At 73.8% G+C, this 21,967-nt stretch carries 17 protein-coding genes; 10 read left to right on the top strand and 7 right to left on the bottom strand.

Translation table 11 applies throughout. From position 1 onward, the window contains the following. The first annotated feature begins 6 nt into the window (after window positions 1-6). The 7 genes from RVR_RS21295 to RVR_RS21325 all read left to right on the top strand — a co-directional run bounded on the left by RVR_RS21295 (window position 7) and on the right by RVR_RS21325 (window position 7,519). On the top strand, window positions 7-681 hold the full coding sequence (locus RVR_RS21295) for a 3'-5' exonuclease (protein ID WP_237404884.1): 675 nt from the start codon (window positions 7-9) through the stop codon (window positions 679-681). 131 nt (window positions 682-812) lie between these two features. Then, a complete protein-coding gene (locus RVR_RS21300) occupies window positions 813-1,523 on the top strand; it encodes a redox-sensing transcriptional repressor Rex (protein WP_202235371.1) in 711 nt (236 codons plus the stop codon). A gap of 67 nt (window positions 1,524-1,590) precedes the next feature. After that, window positions 1,591-2,955, top strand: coding sequence for a glutamyl-tRNA reductase (locus RVR_RS21305; RefSeq protein ID WP_202235372.1), 1,365 nt, complete (start codon window positions 1,591-1,593; stop codon window positions 2,953-2,955). Further along, window positions 2,948-4,021, top strand: coding sequence for a hydroxymethylbilane synthase (gene hemC / locus RVR_RS21310; RefSeq protein ID WP_202235373.1), 1,074 nt, complete (start codon window positions 2,948-2,950; stop codon window positions 4,019-4,021). The genes RVR_RS21305 and hemC overlap by 8 nt, the downstream gene beginning before the upstream one ends. Then, the gene (locus RVR_RS21315) at window positions 4,018-5,670 is read left to right on the top strand and encodes a bifunctional uroporphyrinogen-III C-methyltransferase/uroporphyrinogen-III synthase (RefSeq protein ID WP_202235374.1); all 1,653 of its coding nucleotides are present in this window, start codon (window positions 4,018-4,020) and stop codon (window positions 5,668-5,670) included. Before hemC ends, RVR_RS21315 begins: the two co-directional genes overlap by 4 nt. 223 nt (window positions 5,671-5,893) lie before the next feature. Continuing rightward, on the top strand, window positions 5,894-6,880 hold the full coding sequence (hemB, locus tag RVR_RS21320; protein WP_202235375.1) for a porphobilinogen synthase: 987 nt from the start codon (window positions 5,894-5,896) through the stop codon (window positions 6,878-6,880). Between the two features lie 90 nt (window positions 6,881-6,970). Further along, complete coding sequence (locus tag RVR_RS21325) at window positions 6,971-7,519, top strand: hypothetical protein (protein WP_202235376.1); 549 nt, start codon at window positions 6,971-6,973, stop codon at window positions 7,517-7,519. 52 nt (window positions 7,520-7,571) lie between these two features. Here the strand turns inward: RVR_RS21325 and RVR_RS21330 are convergent, their stop codons facing one another. Further along, window positions 7,572-8,438 (bottom strand): DUF4253 domain-containing protein, encoded by an 867-nt coding sequence (locus RVR_RS21330; protein WP_202235377.1) that lies wholly within the window; start codon window positions 8,436-8,438, stop codon window positions 7,572-7,574. A gap of 137 nt (window positions 8,439-8,575) precedes the next feature. Further along, window positions 8,576-10,351: an arginine--tRNA ligase gene (gene argS, locus RVR_RS21335; protein ID WP_202235378.1), complete on the bottom strand. Its 1,776-nt coding sequence runs from the start codon at window positions 10,349-10,351 to the stop codon at window positions 8,576-8,578. Window positions 10,352-10,606: 255 nt separating this feature from the next. Here argS and lysS point away from each other — a divergent pair, with 255 nt between their 5' ends. Further along, the gene (gene lysS, locus RVR_RS21340; RefSeq protein ID WP_202235379.1) at window positions 10,607-12,337 is read left to right on the top strand and encodes a lysine--tRNA ligase; all 1,731 of its coding nucleotides are present in this window, start codon (window positions 10,607-10,609) and stop codon (window positions 12,335-12,337) included. A 102-nt stretch (window positions 12,338-12,439) separates the two neighbouring features. Here lysS and RVR_RS21345 read toward each other — a convergent pair whose 3' ends face one another. The 3 genes from RVR_RS21345 to RVR_RS21355 all read right to left on the bottom strand — a co-directional run bounded on the left by RVR_RS21345 (window position 12,440) and on the right by RVR_RS21355 (window position 16,121). Further along, entirely contained in the window at window positions 12,440-14,215 is a 1,776-nt protein-coding gene (locus RVR_RS21345) for a DUF2637 domain-containing protein (RefSeq protein ID WP_202235380.1), read from the bottom strand. A gap of 221 nt (window positions 14,216-14,436) precedes the next feature. Beyond that, on the bottom strand, window positions 14,437-15,165 hold the full coding sequence (locus RVR_RS21350) for a DUF3558 domain-containing protein (protein WP_202235381.1): 729 nt from the start codon (window positions 15,163-15,165) through the stop codon (window positions 14,437-14,439). Between the two features lie 89 nt (window positions 15,166-15,254). After that, on the bottom strand, window positions 15,255-16,121 hold the full coding sequence (locus RVR_RS21355; RefSeq protein ID WP_202235382.1) for a hypothetical protein: 867 nt from the start codon (window positions 16,119-16,121) through the stop codon (window positions 15,255-15,257). Window positions 16,122-16,419: 298 nt separating this feature from the next. On the opposite strand from RVR_RS21355, the gene RVR_RS21360 reads away from it, so the two are divergent. Beyond that, window positions 16,420-17,613, top strand: a complete 1,194-nt coding sequence (locus RVR_RS21360; protein ID WP_202235383.1) for an RtcB family protein — start codon at window positions 16,420-16,422, stop codon at window positions 17,611-17,613. 69 nt (window positions 17,614-17,682) lie between these two features. Here RVR_RS21360 and RVR_RS21365 read toward each other — a convergent pair whose 3' ends face one another. After that, window positions 17,683-18,447, bottom strand: a complete 765-nt coding sequence (locus tag RVR_RS21365) for an SDR family NAD(P)-dependent oxidoreductase (RefSeq protein WP_202235384.1) — start codon at window positions 18,445-18,447, stop codon at window positions 17,683-17,685. Window positions 18,448-19,102: 655 nt separating this feature from the next. On the opposite strand from RVR_RS21365, the gene RVR_RS21370 reads away from it, so the two are divergent. Further along, window positions 19,103-21,202 (top strand): glycosyl hydrolase family 28-related protein, encoded by a 2,100-nt coding sequence (locus RVR_RS21370; protein ID WP_202235385.1) that lies wholly within the window; start codon window positions 19,103-19,105, stop codon window positions 21,200-21,202. A 61-nt stretch (window positions 21,203-21,263) separates the two neighbouring features. On the opposite strand, the gene RVR_RS21375 is transcribed toward RVR_RS21370, so the two are convergent. Further along, the gene (locus RVR_RS21375; RefSeq protein WP_202235386.1) at window positions 21,264-21,707 is read right to left on the bottom strand and encodes an SRPBCC family protein; all 444 of its coding nucleotides are present in this window, start codon (window positions 21,705-21,707) and stop codon (window positions 21,264-21,266) included. Window positions 21,708-21,967 lie beyond the last annotated feature (260 nt).

Below are 21,967 nucleotides of genomic sequence, written 5' to 3' on the forward strand. Positions count from 1 at the left end.
GGACGCGTGCTTCCGGGCCGGAGTGAGGGTGCGTACGGCTACGCCGTCGTGGACGTCGAGGCGACGGGTTCGTCCTCGCACCGGCACCGGGTGGTGGAGCTGGCGGTGCTGCTGCTGGACCCCGACCTGGTGCCGCAGGGCGAGTTCACCACGCTCGTCGACCCGCAGGGCCCGGTCGGCCCCACCCACATCCACGGCATCGAACCCGAGCACCTGATCGGTTCGCCGCGGTTCGCCGCGATCGCCGCCCGGCTGCTGGCGCTGCTGCGCGGGCGGGTGCTGGTCGGGCACAACGTCGGCTGCGACCGGGCCTTCCTGGCGGCGGAGTACGCGCGGCTGGGGCTGCGGCTGCCCGCGGTGCCCGAGGTGTGCACCATGCGGATCGCGGCGGCCGGCGACCGCCCGCTGCCGTACGGGCTGTCGCTGCGGGCCTGCGCCGCCGGGATCGGGCTCACCGACTGGAGTCCGCACACCGCGCTCGGTGATGTCCGGGCCACCGCGGCGCTGCTCGCCCACCACGCGCCGCGGCTGCCCGGGCTGTCCGACCTGCTGGTGACCGCGGCCGGGCTGCCGTGGCCGGAGCCGTCCGGCGTGCTCGCGGCGGCGGACGGCCTGTGGGTGCGCCGCCGCAACGATTCGGCGCGCGCGACCGTGCCGAATGTCCGGCATGGACATGCGTGATGCCCATCACTTCCGCCGGGCAAATCGGACACCATCTTTGTGCACGCGTTCACAAAGACATAGCCTGGCGTCCACGGGGCGTCCCCAAGGACCGTGGCCGCCCTCAGCCCAGCTCTACCCGCAGGAGCACCGTGGCAACTGGCCGAACACACCGACCGGCGACCCGCGGCCGAGGGATTCCCGAGGCCACCGTCGCCAGGCTTCCGCTGTATCTGCGGGCACTGACAGCACTCTCGGAGCGCTCGGTGCCCACCGTCTCCTCGGAAGAACTCGCCGCCGCCGCCGGAGTCAACTCCGCGAAGCTGCGCAAGGACTTCTCCTACCTGGGCTCCTACGGGACGCGTGGAGTCGGATACGACGTGGAGTACCTCGTCTACCAGATCAGCCGTGAACTCGGCCTCACCCAGGACTGGCCCGTCGTCATCGTCGGGATCGGCAACCTGGGCGCCGCGCTCGCCAACTACGGCGGGTTCGCCTCCCGCGGCTTCCGCGTCGCCGCGCTGCTGGACGCGGACGCGGCGCTGGCCGGCCGCCTGGTCGCGGGACTGCCGGTGCGGCACATCGACGAACTCGAGACGATCGTCGCGGACAACCAGGTGTCCATCGGCGTGATCGCCACCCCCGCCGGCGCCGCCCAGGAGGTCACCGACCGCCTCGTCGCGGCCGGCGTGACCTCCATCCTCAACTTCGCCCCGACGGTGCTGTCGGTGCCCGACGGGGTCGACGTGCGCAAGGTCGACCTCTCCATCGAGTTGCAGATCCTCGCCTTCCACGAGCAGCGCAAGGCCGGTGAGGAACGCCAGGACCCGGACGGTGACGTACCCGCCGTGATGCCGGCATGAACGAGCCCAGCGCCATGAGGCGACGTGTGTCCGGCGGCGGCCGGCCCGAGCACGACGGGGAGTGTGCATGAGCCTCCTGGTCGTCGGGCTGAGCCACCGCACCGCCCCCGTCAGCGTCCTCGAGCGCGCCGCGCTGCCCGAGGGGGCGCGCGGCAAGCTGCTCCAGGACGCGGTCGCCTGCGAACCGGCCACCGAGGCCGCGGTGCTGGCCACCTGCAACCGGATAGAGCTGTACGCCGACGTCGACAAGTTCCACGCCGGGGTGGCCGAGCTGTCCACGCTGCTCGCCCAGCACAGCTCCGCCGACCTGGACGAGCTCACCCCCCACCTGTACGTGCACTACGAGGACCGGGCCGTCCACCACCTGCTGTCGGTGGCCTGCGGCCTGGACTCCATGGTCGTCGGCGAGGGCCAGATCCTCGGCCAGATCAAGGACGCCCTCGCCCTCGGCCAGCAGCAGCACACCGCCGGCCGCCTGCTCAACGACCTGTTCCAGCAGGCGCTGCGGGTCGGCAAGCGCGCCCACTCCGAGACCGGCATCGACCGCGCCGGACAGTCCCTGGTCACCTTCGGGCTCTCCCAGCTCGCCCCGGCCACCGGCCCGCTCGAGGGCCGCAGCGCCCTGGTGGTCGGCGCCGGGTCGATGTCCTCGCTCGCCGCGGCGACCCTGGCCCGGGCCGGGGTCCGCGAGCTGGCGATCGCCAACCGCACCGTGGAGCGCGCCGAACGGCTGGCCGCCCTGCTGACCGAGCAGCACCCCGGGCTCAGCGCCCGCGCCCTGACCATCCCCGAGGTGCCCGACGCCGTCTCCCGCGCCGACCTCGTGGTGTCCTGCACCGGCGCCACCGGCCTGGTGCTGACCGCCGACGACCTGCGGTCCGCGATCGGGCGCCGCGCCGCCGAAGGGCCGCTGGCCGTCCTGGACCTGGCGATGCCGCGGGACGTGGACCCGGCCGCCCACCAGATCGACGGCCTGCACTTCGCGGACATAGAGTCGCTCGCCGCGGCCTCCGCCGACGCCCCGATGGCCGCCGACGTGGACCAGGTCCGGGCCATCGTCTCCGAGGAGGTCGCCGCCTTCGGCGCGGCCCAGCGGGCGGCCCGGATCACCCCCACCGTGGTGGCGCTGCGCGCGATGGCGGCCGACGTCGTGGCGGGTGAACTCGCCCGTCTCGACGGTAGGCTGCCCGGTCTGGACGACAAGCAGCGCGCCGAGATCACGCAGACGGTGCGCCGCGTGGTCGACAAGCTCCTGCACGCCCCGACCGTGCGGGTCAAGCAGCTCGCCGGTGAGCCCGGCGGGGCCGGCTACGCCGACGCGCTGCGCGAACTCTTCGACCTCGACCCGCAGGCGGTCGCCGCCGTCAGCCGGGCCGACACCCGGCCGCCGACACGGGTGGCACGCAACCGAATCGAGGCGGGCAATGAGTAACCCTGCGGGGGCGGAGCCGGTGCGGACGCCGGCGGCGGCCCCCGGACCGACCGGCGCGGACCGGCCGCCGGAAGACGCGGACGCGCGCGCCTCGCGGCGCGGCCCCGCCGCCGACGGGGCGCCGCTGCGGCTGGGCACCCGCCGCAGCAAGCTCGCGATGGCGCAGTCCGGCATGGTCGCCGACCAGGTACGGCAGCTCACCGGCCGACCCGTCGAACTCGTGGAGATCACCACCTACGGCGACGTCTCCAAGGAGTCCCTCGCCCGCATCGGCGGCACCGGCGTCTTCGTCTCCGCGCTGCGCGACGCGCTGGTCGCCGGCGACATCGACTTCGCCGTGCACAGCCTCAAGGACCTGCCCACCACGGTGCCCGACGAGCTGGTGATCGCCGCGATCCCGGTCCGCGAGGACCCGCGGGACGCCCTGGTGGCCCGTGACGGCCTCACCTTCGCCACGCTGCCGCCCGGCGCCAGGATCGGCACCGGCTCGCCGCGCCGCATGGCGCAGCTCAACGCGTGGGCACGGTCACACGGACGGGACATCGAGACGGTCCCGATCCGTGGCAACGTTGACACCCGAATCGGGTACGTTACTTCCGGCACGCTCGACGCGGTCGTGCTGGCCGCCGCCGGGCTGAACCGTATCGGCAGGCTCGCCGAGGCGAGTGAGCTGATCGGTACCGACGTCAGCCTGCCCGCTCCGGGGCAGGGCGCACTCGCCGTCGAATGCGCCGCCTCCCGCCAGGAGTTGGCCGCACAGCTCGCCGAACTCGACGACCCGTTCACGCGGGCTGCCGTGACCGCCGAGCGATCCCTGCTCGCCGCCCTTGAGGCCGGTTGCTCCGCCCCCGTGGGCGCGCTGGCCGACCTCGTGGCCGACGGGCAGTCCACCGAGCTGCGCCTGCGCGGCGTCGTCGGCAGCACCGACGGCACCTCGCTGGTGCAGATGTCCACCACCGGTCCCGTACCGGCGTCGGACGACGAGGCGCGGGCCGTTGGCCGCGAACTCGCCGTGGCGATGCTTGCCAAGGGTGCGGCCGGTCTTATGGGGGAGCGCACATCTTGAACCCCGCCGCCGTCGCTACAACCACCCCGGCCGGCACCGCCGCCGGCCTCGCCGCACCAGCCGCCGGGCATGTGACCTTCCTCGGTGCCGGACCCGGTGACCCGGGACTGCTGACCCTGCGCGCGGTCGAGGCACTGGCCCTCGCCGACGTGCTGGTCGGCCCCGGCGACGTGCTCGACGTCGTCCGCGGCCACGCCCGCCCCGATGTGGGCACGGCCGAACCCGCCGCCGGCGGTGAGGTGTTGGACGCCGCCGCTGCTGCGTCACAGCTTGTCATGTCGTCCGCGCGCACCGGTAAGCGGGTGGTGCGTGCGGTGGCCGGCGACCCCGGCCTGGACGCGTCCGCGGCCCAGGAGATGCTGGCCTGCGCCCACGCGGGCATCCCGTTCGAGGTCGTCCCCGGCGTCGCCGCCGCCCTCGGTGTGCCCGCGTACGCCGGCGTGCCGCTCAGTGGCGACGTCCGGTTCGTGGACGCCGCCACCGCCTCCGACCAGTGCTGGGGCGAGGTCGGTGCCAGCACGGCGACGCTGGTGGTCTCCACCACGCTCCAGACCGTCGCCGCGGCCGCCGCCGAACTCGTCGCCGCCGGGCGCAAGCCCGACACCGCGCTGACCGTCACCGTGGCCGGCACCACCACGCGCCAGCGCACCTGGAGCGCGACCCTGGCCACCATCGCGGCCGAACTGAAGTCGACCAAGGCGCTGCCGACGCCCGAGGGCCCGATCGCCGCGATAGCCGTCGTCGGCGAGCCCACCGCGTACCGCCGGCAGCTCTCCTGGTTCGAGACCAAGCCGCTGTTCGGCTGGCGCGTCCTGGTGCCCCGCACCAAGGAGCAGGCCGCCTCGCTGTCCGACCAGTTGCGCTCCTACGGCGCGGTGCCGCACGAGGTACCGACCATCGCGGTCGAACCCCCGCGCACCCCGCAGCAGATGGAGCGCGCGGTCAAGGGCCTGGTCACCGGCCGCTACGAGTGGATCGCGTTCACCTCGGTCAACGCGGTCAAGGCGGTCCGCGAGAAGTTCGAGGAGTACGGCCTGGACGCCCGGGCGTTCGCCGGGATAAAGGTCGCCGCCGTCGGCGAGCAGACCGCGCAGGCCCTGGTCGAGTTCGGCGTCAAGCCGGACCTGGTGCCCAGCGGCGAGCAGTCCGCCGCCGGGCTGCTGGAGGACTGGCCGCCCTACGACCCGGTCTTCGACCCGATCGACCGGGTGTTCCTGCCGCGCGCCGACATCGCCACCGAGACGCTGGTGGCCGGTCTCGTCGAGCTGGGCTGGGAGGTGGACGACGTGACCGCGTACCGCACGGTGCGCGCCTCGCCGCCGCCGGCCGAGACCCGGGAGGCGATCAAGGGCGGCGGCTTTGACGCGGTGCTGTTCACGTCGTCCTCGACGGTGCGCAACCTCGTCGGGATCGCCGGCAAGCCGCACAACGTCACCGTCATCGCGTGCATCGGGCCCGCGACCGCGAAGACGGCCGAGGAGCACGGGCTGCGGGTGGACGTGATGGCCCCCGAGCCGTCCGTACACGCGCTCGCGCAGGCGCTCGCCGAGTTCGGGCGGGCCCGCCGCGCGACGGCCGAGGCGGCGGGCGACCCCGTCACCCGGCCCAGCGAGCGCCGTCCCGGCGCCCGCCGCCGTTCCCGGGTGTAGCGACCGCACCTACGCGCCCGAAGGGCCCCTCCCGCCACGGGAGGGGCCCTTTGCGCCCGCGGCGCGGGAAGCTGCGCGTCCGCCCGTCCGGGCGGGCCCCGGAGCCGGCCGGAGAGCCCCCCTTCCAGGGCCGCCGGCGCCGACTGATCGTCGGCAACCGCACCCCCTGGGCGGGCGTACCGTGGAAGCGGCCCCTGGTCCCCACAGAAAGGCGGCGCAGCCGATGAGCAGCCGGTACGGCGAGTTCCCCGGAGCGCGGCCGAGGCGGCTGCGGACGTCCCCCGCGATGCGCCGCCTGGTCGCGGAGAACCGCCTGGACCCCGCGGAGCTGATCCTCCCGATGTTCATCCGGGAGGGCATCGGCGCGCCCGTCGAGATCTCCTCGATGCCGGGCGTGGTCCAGCACACCCGCGACACCCTCCGCAAGGCCGCCGTCGAGGCGGCGGAGGCCGGAGTCGGCGGATTGATGCTCTTCGGCGTCCCGGAGTCCAAGGACGCGGTGGGCAGCGCCGGCACCGACCCGGACGGCATCCTCCAGCAGGGCATCCGCGACGTCGTCGCCGAGGTCGGTGACGCGGTCGTGGTGATGTCCGACCTGTGCCTGGACGAGAACACCGACCACGGCCACTGCGGTGTCCTGGACGACCAGGGCCGGGTCGACAACGACGCGACCCTGGAGCGCTACGCCGAGATGGCCCGGGTGCAGGCCGACGCCGGCGTCCACGTGGTCGGCCCGTCCGGCATGATGGACGGCCAGGTCGGTGTGATCCGCGACGCACTGGACGAGATAGGCCGCCAGGACGTGGCGATCCTCGCCTACACCGTGAAGTACGCCTCCGCGTTCTACGGCCCCTTCCGCGAGGCGGTCAACTCCTCGCTGCGCGGCGACCGCAAGACCTACCAGCAGGACCCGGCGAACTTCCGGGAGTCGATGCGCGAGCTGGCGCTCGACCTCGCCGAGGGCGCCGACATGGTGATGGTCAAGCCCGCGTTGCCGTATCTTGACGTGCTGAGGAAGGTCGCGGACACCGTCGACGTGCCCGTGGCGGCGTACCAGATCTCCGGTGAGTACGCGATGGTCGAGGCCGCTGCCGAGAAGGGCTGGATCGACCGCGACCGTGCGATCCTGGAGACGCTGACGTCGATCCGGCGGGCGGGTGCGAACATGATCCTGACCTACTGGGCCACCGAGGTCGCGCAGCGGCTGTAGCGGCCGCCGCGGTCCCGCGGCCGCCCGGGGCCGCGGGGAGCAGCGGCCGGACCGTCCGCCGAGCGCGTGTTGAGGAAGGGGAGGGGTCCGATGAGTCGGGGCATACCCTCGTGGGCCGCGGTGAGCGGGCTGACGGCCGGGGCGATGGCCGTGGTGTCGGTGCTCGCGGTCCAGGCCAGCGGATCCGCCCCGGGCGGCAAGCCGACCGCGGCGCCGCCCACCCCGCACCCTTCCGTCAGCAAGCAGGCACCGCAGACCCCGCCGCCGGTCCCGCCGAACTCGGACACCGGCAAGCGGATCGTCTACTCGGTCTCCCAGCACCGCGTGTGGGTGGTGCCGCGCTCCGGACCGACCTCCACCTTCCTGGTGCAGCCCGGCACCGTGCCGGCCCAGATCGGCACGCACTACGTGACCGGGCGCAACGCCACCGGCACCGGCTCGGACGGGGTCAAGGTCGAACACGTGGTGTTCTTCGAGTACACCGCCGAGACCTGGGTGGCCTTCTCGGCTCCGATCGACGACAAGGTGACGGCGCCGTCGTCCTCGCTGCGCACCGGCGCGATCCGTGTGCACCGCGCCGACGAGACGAAGATCTGGAACAACACGGTCATCGGGTCCACGGTCGTCGTGCTGAAGTGAGCGCGCCCCGGGCCCCGGTCCCGGTCCTGGTCCTTGTCCCGGGCCCACCGGCTCAGTCCCACCAGAAGGTCCAGACCCTCTCGCCCACCAGCGTCTTCGCGTAGCCGCGCAGCGTGTCGGGGCCCTGCTCGACGGTGTCCGGGCAGAAGGCCAGGTGCTCGGCGGCGACCGCCTCGGCCTCCTCCACGGTGATGGGCGGGGCGGCCAGCGCGGCGACCAGCGTGCTGAAGCCGAGCGCCACCACGCGCAGGCCGAACCGGTCCTCCCAGGAGCGCAGCACCGCGCAGAGCAGGGCCACGTCGCCCACGTGGTTGGCCGGGCCGTTCCAGCCGATGGCGGCGGGGATGTCGGCGCTGCGGCGGGCGTACACCAGGGCGGCGCGCGGGTCGTGGAGGCGGCCGGAGGCGGTGAGCGCGGCGGCCAGTTCGGCGGCCACGGCGTCCGGGCGCCCGGCGGCGGCGTCGGCGGCGGTCAGCAGCGCCGGGGCCAGGCCGGGGAAGTCGGCGCCGAACGGGGCGGCCCAGTCCGCGAGTCCGGCGTCCCCCTGCGCGCCGTCGCCGCCCGGGTCCGCGGCGCCCTCCTCGCCGACGGCCGGCGGCCACGCCCCGGCCAGGTACTCCTCGGCGTCATGGTGGCCCGGGTACGACATCGCGCCGGGGTCCAGCTCCCAGTCGGCCACGTCCTCCAGGCCGGGTATCTCGCCGCACTCCAGCAGCAGCGGCAGCAGCCCGACCGCCCGGGCCGGCGCCAGTCGCGCCCAACTGCCCGCGTCGGCCGGGGCGTCCGCCTGCCACAGCAGCGGCTCGTGCTCCCCGTCGTCGCCGTCGCCGACCAGCCGGCCCGGGGGCAGCCGCAGGCCGAGGGCGGCACCGCTCGGGTCGTCGGTGAGCCGGGGGAGGGGGTTCGGAAGCATCGCCATGCGCCGACTCTAGGGCCGCCCACCGACACCTCGGTCCGGCGGCCGCCGGCGGCATCCGGTCCCCGGCAGTCCCCGGCCCGCGGCCGTCGGCAGGCGTCCGTCCGGCCTCCGGCACGCGCCGGGGGCCGGACGTCCGGCTACAGCCGGTCGGGGCTGCGGATGCCCAGCAGTTCGAGGCCCTTGGCCAGGGTGCGGCCGGTCAGCTCGCACAGCAGCAGGCGGTTCTCGACCTGCGCCGGGCCGCCGTCCGCGGTCAGCACCGGGCACTGCTCGTAGAACGTGGTGAACAGCGAGGCGAGCTGGAAGAGGTACGAGGCCAGCCGGTGCGGTTCGTAGCTCTCCGCGACCTCCGCCAGCGCGTCCCCGAACGCGTCCAGGTGCAGGCCCAGCGCCCGCTCGGCGGGCTCCAGGGCCAGCTCCGGGTGGGCGGCGGGACGCTGGTCGGCGCCCGCCTTCCGGAAGATCGACCGGGTCCGGGCGTACGCGTACTGCAGGTAGACGCTGGTGTCGCCGTTGAGCGAGACCATCCGGTCGAGGTCGAAGATGTAGTCCCGGCCCAGCGACGTGGACAGGTCGGCGTACTTGACCGCGCCGATACCCACCTGCCGGCCGTTGTCCACGATCTCTCGCTCGGACAGGCCGATCTTCTCGCCCTTCTCCCGCACCACCGCGGTGGCCCGCCCGACCGCCTCGTCCAGCAGGTCCTCCAGCTTCACGCTGGCGCCGGCCCGGGTCTTGAACGGCTTGCCGTCGGCGCCGAGCACGGTGCCGAACGGCAGGTGGCGCGCCACCACCCCGTCGGTGAGCCAGCCGGCCCGCCGGGCGGTCTCGAAGACCATCCGGAAGTGCAGCGACTGCCGGACGTCCACCACGTAGAGCAGGGTGTCGGCGTGCAGGTCCTGGGTGCGGTTGCGGACCGCGGACAGGTCGGTGGCCGCGTACCCGAAGCCGCCGTCGGACTTGCGGACGATCAGCGGGACCGGCTCGCCGTCCTTGCCCTTGATGTCGTCGAAGAAGACGCACAGCGCGCCCTCCGAGCGCACCGCCACCCCGGACTTCTCCAGCAGCTCGCACGTCTCGACCAGCATGTCGTTGTACCCCGACTCGCCGACGATGTCCTCGTCGGCGATCGGGATGTCCAGCTTGTCGTAGACCGAGAAGAAGTAGATCTTCGACTCGTCGACGAACCGCTGCCAGGTCGCCAGCGTCCCGGGGTCGCCGGCCTGGAGGTCGACCACCCGGCGCCTTGAGCGCTCCTTGAACTCCTCGTCGGAGTCGAAGAGGCCGCGGGCCGCCTTGTACAGCCGGTCGAGCCGGGACATGGACGCCTCGCCGGCGTCGGCGCCGCCGGGCTCGGTGTGGTCCAGCGCGTGCGGGTGCTCCAGCAGGTACTGGATCATCATGCCGAACTGGGTGCCCCAGTCGCCGATGTGGTGCCGCCGCACCACCTGCTCGCCCTCGAACTCCAGGATCTTCGCGATCGCGTCGCCGATCACGGAGGACCGCAGGTGGCCGACGTGCATCTCCTTCGCCACGTTCGGCTGGGCGTAGTCGATGACGGTGATGCCGGGGGCGGGCTTGCCGGCCACGCCGAGCCGGTCGTCGGCCGCGCGCAGGGCGAGGTTCGAGGTGATCGCGGAGTCGGCCACGCCGATGTTCAGGAACCCGGGGCCGGAGACCTCGACCGAACCGACCACCTCGTCCGCGGGCAGCGCGGCGGCCACGGCCGCGGCCAACTCCCGCGGGTTGGCCTTCGTCCGCTTGGCCAGGCCCAGCACCCCGTTCGCCTGGAAGTCCGCCCGGTCGCTACGTCGCAGCAGCGGGTCGGCGTCGACGGCCGACGGCACCGCGGACGCGAGGGCCGCGGAGACGCGCTGCTGGAGCGAGGCGGAGAGGGAAGGGACCGAGGCCATGGAGGTGCCGTTCCGTGTGTCGGGAGGTCGGACGTGCCACGTGGCGTGGCGGCACCATTGTCCCACGGGCCCCGCGACCGCCTCACCGGGTTATCCACAGGCCGGCGGTCCGACGTCGAAGTTGTCCACAGGCGGATATTCCGCTGGCGGGCGGGTGTGCCAGGTCTGGGAGAATGAACGTGCCGGGCCGCTCCCGGCCGCCGGGGCCGGACCCCGGCGGAAGACCGCCGGAAAACCCCCAGGAAGAAGAGGACCGTGGCTGCAAGCACCGAGGCCGACTGGGTCTCCCGTTTCGCGGACGACGTCATCGCCGAGTCGGAGCGCCGCGCCCCCGGGAAACCCGTCGTCGTCGCGTCCGGGCTCAGCCCCTCCGGCCCGATCCACCTGGGGAACCTGCGCGAGGTCATGACCCCCCACCTCGTGGCCGACGAGATCCGCCGCCGCGGCATCGAGGTGCGCCACCTGATCTCCTGGGACGACTACGACCGGTACCGCAAGGTGCCCCAGGGCATCCCGGGGGTCGACGACTCGTGGGCCGAGCACATCGGCCGGCCGCTGACGTCGGTGCCCGCCCCCGCCGGCTCCGCGCACCCGAACTGGGCCGAGCACTTCAGGTCCGCGATGGTCGACGCCCTCGCCGCCCTCGGTGTGGAGTTCGACGGGATCAGCCAGACCGAGCAGTACACCGCGGGCGCCTACCGGGACCAGGTGCTGCACGCCATGCGGCACCGCGCCGACATCGACGCGATCCTCGCCCAGTACCGCACGAAGAAGCCCGCGCCCGCCGCCAGGCAGGGCCAGAAGCCGGTCGACGACGCGGAACTGGCCGCCGCCGAGGGCTCGGGCGCCGCGGAGGAGGACGACGGCAGCGGCGCCGGCGCGGAGTACTTCCCGTACAAGCCGTACTGCGCGCGGTGCGGCAAGGACCTCACCACCGTCACCGCGTACGACGACGCGAGCACCGAGCTGACCTACACCTGCGCCTGCGGCCACGGCGAGACGGTCCGGCTCGGCGAGTTCAACCGCGGCAAGCTGGTCTGGAAGGTCGACTGGCCGATGCGCTGGGCGTACGAGGGCGTGGTCTTCGAGCCGTCGGGTGTCGACCACTCCTCGCCGGGCTCGTCCTTCCAGGTCGGCGGCCAGATCGTCGGCCCGATCTTCGGCGGCGAGCAGCCGATCGGGCCGATGTACGCGTTCGTCGGCATCTCCGGCATGGCCAAGATGTCCTCCTCCAAGGGCGGGGTGCCCACCCCCGGCGACGCCCTGAGGATCATGGAGCCGCAGATCCTGCGCTGGCTGTACGCCCGCCGCCGCCCCAACCAGTCCTTCAAGATCGCCTTCGACCAGGAGATCCAGCGGCTGTACGACGAGTGGGACTCCCTGTCCCGCAAGGTCGCCGACGGCACCGTGCTCCCCGCCGACGCGGCGGCGTACGGCCGGGCGGTCGGCACCGCCCGCGGCGAGCTCCCGCGCACCGTCCGCCCGCTGCCCTACCGCACCCTGGCGTCGGTCGCCGACGTGACGGCGGGGGCCGAGGCGCAGACGCTGCGCATCCTCTCCGAACTCGACCCGGAGCACCCGCTGACCTCGCTCGCCGAGGTGCGGCCCCGGCTGGACCGCGCCGAGGACTGGATCTCGACCTACGTCCCGGCCGAGCAGCGCACCGTGGTGCGCGACCGGCCCGACACCGAGCGGCTCGCCGCCCTCGACGACGCCGACAGCGGCGCCCTGAAGCTCCTGCTCGACGGGTTGGAGGAGCACTGGTCGCTGGACGGCCTGACCACGCTGGTCTACGCGGTGCCGAAGATCCGGGCCGGACTCGCGCCCGACGCGAAGCCGACCCCCGAACTCAAGGCGGCCCAGCGGTCGTTCTTCGTGCTGCTGTACGAACTGCTGGTCGGCCGGGACACCGGCCCGCGGCTGCCCACCCTGCTGCTGGCCGTCGGCCAGGACCGGGTGCGGTCGCTGCTGGGCGGTGCTTCCTGACCGGCCCGGGCTGAGCCGCACCCGGCGGCGAGGACGGAGAAGTCCGGACCGGACGCGGAGGACCGTGGCGGGGCGGACCGGGACGTCACCGGGTCCAGCGGATCAGGGGATGTACTCGGTCTCCGCCTCGGAGGTGTAGCGGTAGCGCAGCTCGCGGTGCGCGGCGATCAGTTCGCGCTGCTCGGGCGCGGTGCCGCCGTACGCCTCCTCCAGCAGCCGGGCGAGCTGGCGGGCGTTGGGGAAGGTGCCCTGCTCCCGGACGTACTGCCGGTAGGCGGCGAAGTAGGCGTCCTCGACCGGCACGTCGTCGGGCAGGCGCAGGGTGCCCGACGGGTAGGTCGTGAGGTTCGGCTCCGGCTCGGCCCCGGGAGCCGGCCCGGACGCCGGGGCGGCGGCCTGCTGTGCGGCGGTACCGGGCTCCTCGGTGCGCTGACCGGGAAGGGCGAGGCCGCCGGGGGCGCCCTGCGCGCCGTCGACCGCGTCGGGCGCGGCGCCGTCGGTCCCCACACTGCCCAGCGGGCGGGTGCGGTTCGGCCCGTTCGGCACCATCACCTGCGGCTGCTGCGGACCGTCCGTCGCGGGGGCGCCCACCGGCGCCCGGCCCTGCTCCGAGGTGTCCTGGCCGGGCCCCTCCGGCCCGGCGCCCTGCTGGGCCGCGTACTCCTGCTGCGCTGCGAACGCCTGTTGGGCTGCGAACGCCTGTTGGGCTGCGAACGCCTGCTGCGCCGCGTACTCCTGCTGGGGGTCGTACCCCGGCTCGCCGTACGGCGCGGGGTAGGGGTGGCCCTGGGCGGCGGCCCGCTGCGCGGCGAACCAGGGGCTGTGGTGCGGCGCGCCCTGCCAGTCGCCCTGCTGGGAGATCTGCTGCTCCAGCAGTTGGCGCTCGTAGAGCTGCCGCTCGTACTCCTGCGCCTGGGCCAGCGCCAGGTCGAAGTCGTCGTCGAGGTCGGCCGGCGGGCTGTCCGCCTGTTCGGCTCCGCCTGCCCCGCCTGCCCCGCCTGCCGCGGTCGGCGCCTGCTCCGCGGCGCCCTGCCCGCCGGCGGTCCGCCCGCCCGGAACCTGCTCGCCGCGGACCTGTTCGCCGGAGCCCTGGCCGTCGGCCGCGCCGCCGTCCGGGGCCGGCGCACCCGCTCCGGCCGCGTCCCCGGACGCCGCCGGCCCGGCCGTCAACTGCTTGGCCGCGGGCATCACGTCGATCCCGGCCGCCTCCAGGCCCGCGCCGGCCGTCTCGGACAGCGGCACGCCGTAACGGGCCAGCCGCAGCGGCATGATGGCCTCGACCGGGGCACGGCGCCGCCACGCGATGCCGTAGCGGGCCCGCAGCCGGGCCCGGTAGACCAGCCGGTCCTGCTCGCGCCGGATGACCTCCTCGTAGGAGCGCAGCTCCCACAGCTTCATCCGCCGCCACAGCCGGAAGGTCGGCACCGGGGCGAGCAGCCAGCGGGTGATGCGCACGCCCTCCATGTGCCGGTCGGCGGTGATGTCGGCGATCCGGCCGATCGCGTGCCGGGCAGCCTCGACCGCCACCACGAACAGCACCGGGATGATCGCGTGCATCCCGACGCCGAGCGGGTCGGGCCAGGCCGCGGCGCCGTTGAAGGCGATGGTGGCGGCGGTGAGCAGCCAGGCGGTCTGCCGCAGCAGCGGGAAGGGGATGCGCAGCCAGGTCAGCAGCAGGTCGAGCGAGAGCAGGACGACGATCCCGGCGTCCACGCCGATCGGGAAGACGTTGGCGAACCAGCCGAAGCCCTTGTGCAGGGCGAGCGTGCGCACGGCGGCGTACGAACCGGCGAAACCGATCCCGGCGATCACCACGGCACCGGAGACGACGATGCCTATCAGTATCCGGTGAGTCCGGGTCAAACGTATCGCGGCCACCCGCGGCCCCTCCTGCTGCTCGGCACCTCTCCCCGTGAACTGGCCGCCCCAGAGTGCCACATGCGGGTGCCGTCGGCGGGACCGGTGGACGCCCCGAGCCCGCTCGCGGTCGGACAAACGTACGGATAGGGGGCCGGTGAGGCCGAGTTGTTACGCGTGCTGCCGCTGCCGCTGGCACCGGCGTCGTCGGCGCCGTCGTATCGGCCGCCGTCGCGGTGGCGTCAGGCGTTGGCGGCGGCGATCGCGGCGACCACGTCCTTCGCAGCCTGCTGCGCGTCGCCGTCCACGGTCTTCGCGCTCGGGTTCTTCTTGCCCTCCAGCCCGGCGCCGTCGTACTCGACGAGCACGACGACGTTGCCGGTGCGGACCACCACGGAGTCGTTCTGCGACTTGACCTTCGACACGATCGTCCAGCCGCTGATCGACCTGGCCTCGTCGCCCACCCCGGTCACGCCGGTGGCGGTGGTGCCGGCGGTCTTCTCGGCCGCGGAGACCGCGTCGGTGAACCGCTGGTGCGCCTGGAGGTCGGCGGCGCCGAGGGCGGCCGAGGAGTCGTACCGCTCCAGGCTGACCGACAGCCAGCGGTACTGGAAACCGTCCGTGCCGTTGCCGGTCCAGGAGCAGCCGCTGCGCGAGCCGCCGGTGTCGGCGGTGTCCGTCGCGGTGCCGCCGCTGTGCTTGGCCTTCGGCACCAGCTTGGTGACCGTGTCCTTCGTCACCGTGGAGCAGGGCGACGGCAGCGTCGTGAACCGCGCGGGCGCCAGCGGGGGGGTGGTGGTGGCGCTCGGGGCCGCCGAGGCGGAGCCGTCCTTGCCGCCGTCCGCGTCCGAGTCGGAGCCGGACGAGCCCCCGGAGCCCGAGGAGCAGCCGGCCACCAGCAGGGCGGGCACGGCGGCGCCGGCGAGCAGCACGGCCAGGCGGCGCTTGGAGGGGCGTCGGCGTCGTTCCATGGTCTCGGGTCCTTCGGCAGCGGGGGTGGTCGGCCGGTTCGGCCCACCACCCTAAGGGGTCGCGGCGCGGGCCCGGCCCGCGCCGCGGTTCAGCCCTCGACCTTGTGCTGGAGGTCGCCCGCCACCTTCTCGGCGTCCTTCTGCAGGTCAGCGCTCTTCGGTGGCTGCGCGTCAGTGGCCGACGACTGCGTGTAGGTGACGGTCGCCAGCACGTTCGCGGTGCGGAAGACCAGCGTCACCGTGCGGCTCGAACCCTTCCCGGGTGTCTTGGCCACGTCGTTGATGAATGCGGCGTTCCCCACACCCGACAGCAGGCGCGGGGCGAGGCCGGCGCTGTCCGTGCCGGTGTTCTCCCCGTCGCCGGAGCCGGCCGCGTCGGTCGGACCGGAGGACGGGGTGCCGGAGCCCGAGGCCGCGTCGTCCGCGTCGTCGCCGGAGCCCCCGCCGGAACCGCCGCCCGTGGCCGTCGGGGTCGCGCTCGCCGACGAACCGCCGGGCGGGGTGAGCGGGATGGAGGCGGCCTGCGCCTTCTTGTCGAAGTCCGTCGTGGCCTGCGCCTCGTCGCTGACCGAGGGGTTGTAGGACACCACGCGGACCAGGCTCAGGTTCAGCGAGCGCGTGGTGCCGTCGGCGGCCTTCGCCTTCCACGAGCAGCCGACCAGCCGGTCGATGTCGTAGGTCAGGGACTCGGTGCCGGAGTAGTCCGCCAGGCCCGGGACCAGCTTCTTCAGCGAGTCCGCGTCGACCGAGGTGCACGGCTGCGGCAGGGTCTGGTACTTGCCGGGCGGTGCCGAGGCGGCGCTGTCGCCCCCGACCAGCCCGGTCTTCCCGTCCTTGTCCGCGCCGTCGGACGAGCCGGTTCCGGTGCACGCGCTGAGGACGGCGACCGCGACCGCGGTCAGCACCGCCCCGGCGGCGAGCGGCAGCCTTCGTGTCGACGGCAACGTGGACCGCACCGGCCGGACCCCTTTCGTCGTTCCTCGCGGTAATTCCTTGGCGCATACGAGCGAGCCTTGGACACAATGTCTATCGCACCCGGGGCCGAAACCGCCCGTCGGGGCGGTGCGCCGGACGGCCCCGCGAGCCCGTCGGTACGGCCCCGCCGCCCTGCCGTGCGCGTCCTCGCGGACCCGGGCGGAGCGCGCCCGCAACCCGTTCTTCGTATTGTCGCTCAATTACCTGTGTCGCTCTCCGCACGGAAATCCGCGCCGGAACCGCACCACCGCCTGTCCGTACCGCCATCGGGGGGAATCCATGTCGTACACCGAGCTGCCGGGCGTCCACGTACCGATCCGGATGTGGGCCGATCCCGCGTCCGTCGAGCACGGCGCCCTCCAGCAGTTGCGCAACGTCTCCTCGCTGCCCTGGGTCAAGGGCCTCGCGGTCATGCCCGACGTGCACTACGGCAAGGGCGCGACGGTCGGCTCGGTCATCGCGATGCACGGCGCGGTCTGCCCGGCGGCGGTCGGCGTCGACATCGGCTGCGGCATGAGCGCGGTCAGGACCTCGCTGCGGGCGGGCGACCTCCCGGGCGACCTGTCCCGGCTGCGGACGAAGATCGAGCAGGCCATCCCGGTCGGCCGCGGCATGCACGCGGACCCGGTGGACCCGCGCTCGGTCCACGGCTTCCGCACCGCGGGCTGGTCCGACTTCTGGTCCCGCTTCGACGGCCTCGCCGACGCGGTGAAGTTCCGCGCCGAGCGCGCGGCCCAGCAGATGGGCACGCTGGGGTCGGGCAACCACTTCGTCGAACTGTGCACGGACACGTCCGACGCGGTGTGGCTCATGCTGCACTCGGGCTCCCGAAACATCGGCAAGGAACTCGCCGAGCACCACATCGGGGTCGCCCAGGGCCTGTCGCACAACAAGGGCCTGGTCGACCGCGACCTCGCGGTCTTCGTCGCCGACACCCCGCAGATGGCCGCCTACCGCAACGACCTGTTCTGGGCGCAGGAGTACGCCAAGCACAACCGTGCGGTGATGATGGCCCTGTTCCAGGGCGTGGTCGCCAAGGAGTTCAAGAAGGCCCGGCCCACCTTCGAACAGGTCATCTCCTGCCACCACAACTACGTGGCCGAGGAGCGGTACGACGGGATGGACCTGCTCGTCACCCGCAAGGGCGCGATCCGCGCGGGGAGCGGCGAGTACGGCATCATCCCCGGCTCCATGGGCACCGGTTCGTACATCGTGCGGGGGCTCGGCAACGGCGCGGCGTTCAACTCCGCCTCCCACGGCGCGGGCCGCCGGATGAGCCGGAGCGCGGCGAAGAGGCGCTTCACCGTCCGGGACCTCGCCGAGCAGACCCGCGGCGTGGAGTGCCGCAAGGACTCCGGCGTGGTGGACGAGATCCCGGGCGCGTACAAGCCGATCGAGCAGGTGATGGAACAGCAGCGCGACCTGGTCGAGGTGGTGGCGAAGCTCAAGCAGGTCGTCTGCGTCAAGGGCTGACCCGCCCGGTGCCGCCCGTGCCCGGTGCCGCCCGCGCCCGGGGGCGCCGGGCGGCGTGGGCGGCGTGGGTCAGTGTTCGCGGTGGACCTTGGAGTTGCTGGCCTGGGCGCGGGGGCGCAGGACCAGGAGGTCGACGTTGACGTGGGCGGGGCGGGTGACGGCCCAGGCGACGGTGTCCGCGACGTCGTCGGCGGTGAGGGGCTCGGCCACGCCGGCGTAGACGGCCTCGGCGCGGGCGGAGTCCCCGCGGAAGCGGGTGAGCGAGAACTCCTCGGTCCTCACCATGCCGGGGGCGATCTCGATCACCCGCACCGGCCGGCCGTTGAGTTCCAGGCGCAGCGTCTCGGCGATGACGTGGGCGCCGTGCTTCGCCGCCACGTAGCCGCCGCCTCCCTCGTAGGTGGCCAGCCCGGCGGTCGAGGAGAGCACCACCACGGTGCCGTCGCCGGAGGCGGTCAGCGCCGGCAGCAGCGCCTGGGTCACGTGGAGCACGCCGAGCACGTTGACCTCGTACATGGTGCGCCAGTCGGCCGGGTCGGCGGTGGCGACCGGGTCGGTGCCGAGCGCGCCGCCCGCGTTGTTGACCAGGACGTGCAGCGGGGGGAGGGCGTCGAGCGAGGCGGCGAAGGCGTCCACCGCGGCGCGGTCGGTGACGTCGAGGGCGTGGACGGAGGCGCTGCGGCCGGAGGCGGTCAACTCCTCGGCCAGCGCGGTCAGCCGGTCGGTGCGGCGGGCGGCGAGGGCGACGTGGTAGCCGGCCTCGGCGAGCCTGCGGGCGGTCGCGGCGCCGATGCCGCTGCTCGCACCGGTGACCACTGCGGTACGGGAAGTCATGTCGCGCTGCCTTTCGGACGGTCCTGCTGCTGAAGCCGGAGGGCGCGCCGGGCGCGTGGGGGCCGTACCTGTCCGGTCCCCGCCCGCCCGGCTCCTTCCTGATCAGCATAGGTGGGGCCGTCCCGGGCCGTCCCGGGTCCCTCACGCGGCCGCGTCGAGCGCCCGCAGTGTCACCCGCTGGTCGAAGGCGAGCCGGGGCGACCGTCGTCACGCACATCAGCGGCGCGCGGGCTGTGTGCGCGCCGGCGGGGGCGCGGTGCCGCGGGGCCGGTCCGGTGTCGGTCCGCGGGAGTGCCCCGGTGGTTGCCATGACCCGGGTTCCCGTCCGCCGGGGTGCCGTCGGCAGAGCCGGACGTCCGGAGGCGGGGAGGGCATCTGTCATGTCCCGACCCCCGCGCCCCGCCTGCCCCGCGCACCTCCCAGCAGCAGCCCGGAACCCTCCCGGGGAGCGCCCCCGGCGTCCCTCCCGCCTCCTCCGCCACGGGCGTCCGGCCGCAATGACTTCAACGTGCGCCGCAAGAACTCAACATCCAGGCGTACGTGTTCGCCATTTATGAGAAATAGCTGTGCAGGAATCTTGTGGCGGTGGATCGGGCCGCCCTACTGTCACCTCACCGTTCAGCCCTCGACAGACACCGAGAGAAACGAGCTAGCGATGTCACGGAGCAGCACCGGCGCGGTGGCAAGTGGGCCCGGCAGACCCGGACGAAGAGCGGCGGCCGCCCTCGCCGCGGTGACCGCGGCGGCGGTCGGCCTCGGCGTGCTGGCGGGCGCGCCCGCGTACGCCGTCGGCGCCGGACGCCCCGGCGGGCAGCAGGGCGCGGGCACGGCCGCGTCCGTCACCCGTGCCGCCCTCGATCCGTCGCTCGTCGCGGGCCGGGGCGCGGACCCCGGGTTCGCCGAGCAGGAGGCCGAGGACGCCGCCACCGACGGCACGGTGATCGGCCCGAGCACGGCCGCCTACACCCTGCCCGCCGAGGCGTCCGGCCGCAGCGCGGTCACCCTGGAACCCGGCCAGTACGTCGAGTTCACCCTGCCGAGCGCGGCCAACGCGATCAACGTCCGCTACAGCATCCCGGACGCGCCGGCCGGCGGCGGCATCACCTCGCCGCTGGACGTGACGCTCGCGGCGAAGAGCGGTGGCGCCGTCCAGGGCCGCAGGACGATGACGCTCACCTCGCAGTTCGCGTGGCTGTACAACCAGTACCCGTTCTCCAACGACCCCGACGCGGACCTGCTCGCCCCCGACCAGTGGATCACCGAGTGCGCGTGCGTGCCGGACCAGACCACCCCGGCGCCGGTGGTCAGCAAGCCGTTCCGCCCCAACCACTTCTACGACGAGCAGCGGCTGCTGCTTGGCCGCACCTACCAGGCCGGGGAGAAGGTCCGGCTCACGGTGCCGAAGGGCGCCGCGGCCACCACGGTCGACCTGCTGGACTCCCAGGTGGTGGCCGCGCCGAAGGTGGACCTGCGCGCGGTGGACGTGCTGGCCTTCGGCGCCGACCCGACCGGCCGCAGGGACTCCGCGCCCGCCCTCGACAAGGCGATCGCCTTCGCCCGGCGCGCCCACCTGAAGGTCTACATCCCCCCGGGCACCTTCCAGGTGAACCGCCACATCGTGGTGGACGACATCACGATCGAGGGCGCCGGCAACTGGTACACGGTCATCAAGGGCCACCAGACCACGCTGGACGCGTCGGCGTCCGGCGGCCCGGCCCACACCGGTGTCGGCTTCTACGGCAAGGACGCGGCGGACGGCGGCAGCAGCGACGTCCACCTGTCCGGCTTCGCGATCGAGGGCGACGTCCGGGACCGGGTGGACACCGACCAGGTCAACGGGATCGGCGGCGCGCTCAGCGACTCCAGCATCTCGGGCCTGTACATCCAGCACACCAAGGCCGGCATGTGGCTGGACGGCCCGATGCACGACCTCACGATCACCGGCAACGAGATCGTGGACCAGACCGCGGACGGGATCAACTTCCACACGGGCGTGACGGATTCGGTGGTGCGGGACAACTTCGTCCGCAACACCGGTGACGACGGGCTGGCGATGTGGTCGGACCAGGTCGAGGACGCCCGCGACACCTTCGACCACAACACCGTGCAGACGCCCGTGCTCGCCAACGGCATCGCGCTCTACGGCGGCACCGACAACACCGTCTCCGGCAACCTGGTCGCCGACCCGATCCGCGAGGGCAGCGGCATCCAGGTCGGTTCCCGCTTCGGCGCCGAGGCGTTCACCGGGCACCTGTCGATCACCGGCAACACCACGGTGCGGGCGGGGACGTACGACCTGAACTGGAACATCGGGATCGGCGCGATCTGGTTCTACGCGCTGGAGCGGAGCATCAGCGCCGACATCGAGGTGACCGGGGACGACTTCCTCGACAACACCTACAACGCGATCATGCTGGTGAGCGACTACCCGGTGAAGGACCTCTACTCGATCACCGGCGTGCACTTCAAGGACATCAGGGTGGACGGCACCGGCACGTCGGTGGTGAGCGCGCGGGCCGCCGGCGGCGCGACCTTCCAGGACGTGCGCGCCCGCAACGTGGGCGCGGTCGGCGTCAACAACTGCGGTGCGTTCGACTTCACGCCCGCCGGCTCGGAGTTCACGCTCACCGACCTCGGCGGGAACACCGGCGGGGGCACCACCGGGGACTGGCTGGCCCCGTGGGAACTGCCCAACACGATCACCTGCGACGACCGGCCGGCGGTGGTCCCGCCGCCCGCCCCCTCGGCCTGGTGACCGGCTGAGGACACGCATCCCGTGACCGCCGCCGCCCGGACCTCCCCCCGGGCGGCGGCGGTCACGTCCGCGCCGCGGTGTCCTCCGCGCGGGCCTTCAGGGACGCGCCCTCGGTGTCGACCATGCGCCGTACGGTGCCCGCGCCGAGCCGGCCGAGGAGCGCGCCGACGGGACCCTCCATCGCGAAGGTGAGGACGACCTCGCAGCGGTCGGCGCCCTCGGGCCGGACGACGTGGTCGGCCCACTGCCGCACGCCGGCGGCCGTACGGCTCCAGCGGAAGCGGCGGCCGGGCTCGAAGGCGTCGACGGTGTAGGTGGTGGGGCGGCGGCCCGGCTGGGTGAGGGTGACCGCGCTGCCGGTGCCGAACCCGCCGACAGGGCCCGGTCCTTTCACCTCGGCCGCCGTGACCGTGGGGGTCCACCCCGGCCAGCCGCCGGGGTCGGCCAGCAGTTCCCACACCGTCCGCGCCGGCGCCGCCACCCGTAGCCGCGACTCGTACCGCATGCCCGCCTCCCGGGGTCCGGCCGTTCAACCGTTTGACCGTCTGGTCAAACCGCTCGCTCCACTGTAGCCGTGGGCCCCGTAGGGTGAGGGCGTGAGCGCGAAGGACGAGTTGGCCGGCGCCGTCCTGGACCACCTGCTGGGCGACGAGGGCCGGGACGGGCTGGACGGGAGCCTGCGCGCGCTCGCCGGCGCGATCGGGGTGGGGCACTCGCTGCTGCTGTACCACTTCGGGTCGCGCGAGGGGCTGCTGGCGGCGGTGC

This window comes from Streptomyces sp. SN-593 (genome assembly GCF_016756395.1).
GTDB classification, from domain to species: Bacteria; Actinomycetota; Actinomycetes; order Streptomycetales; family Streptomycetaceae; genus Actinacidiphila; species Actinacidiphila reveromycinica.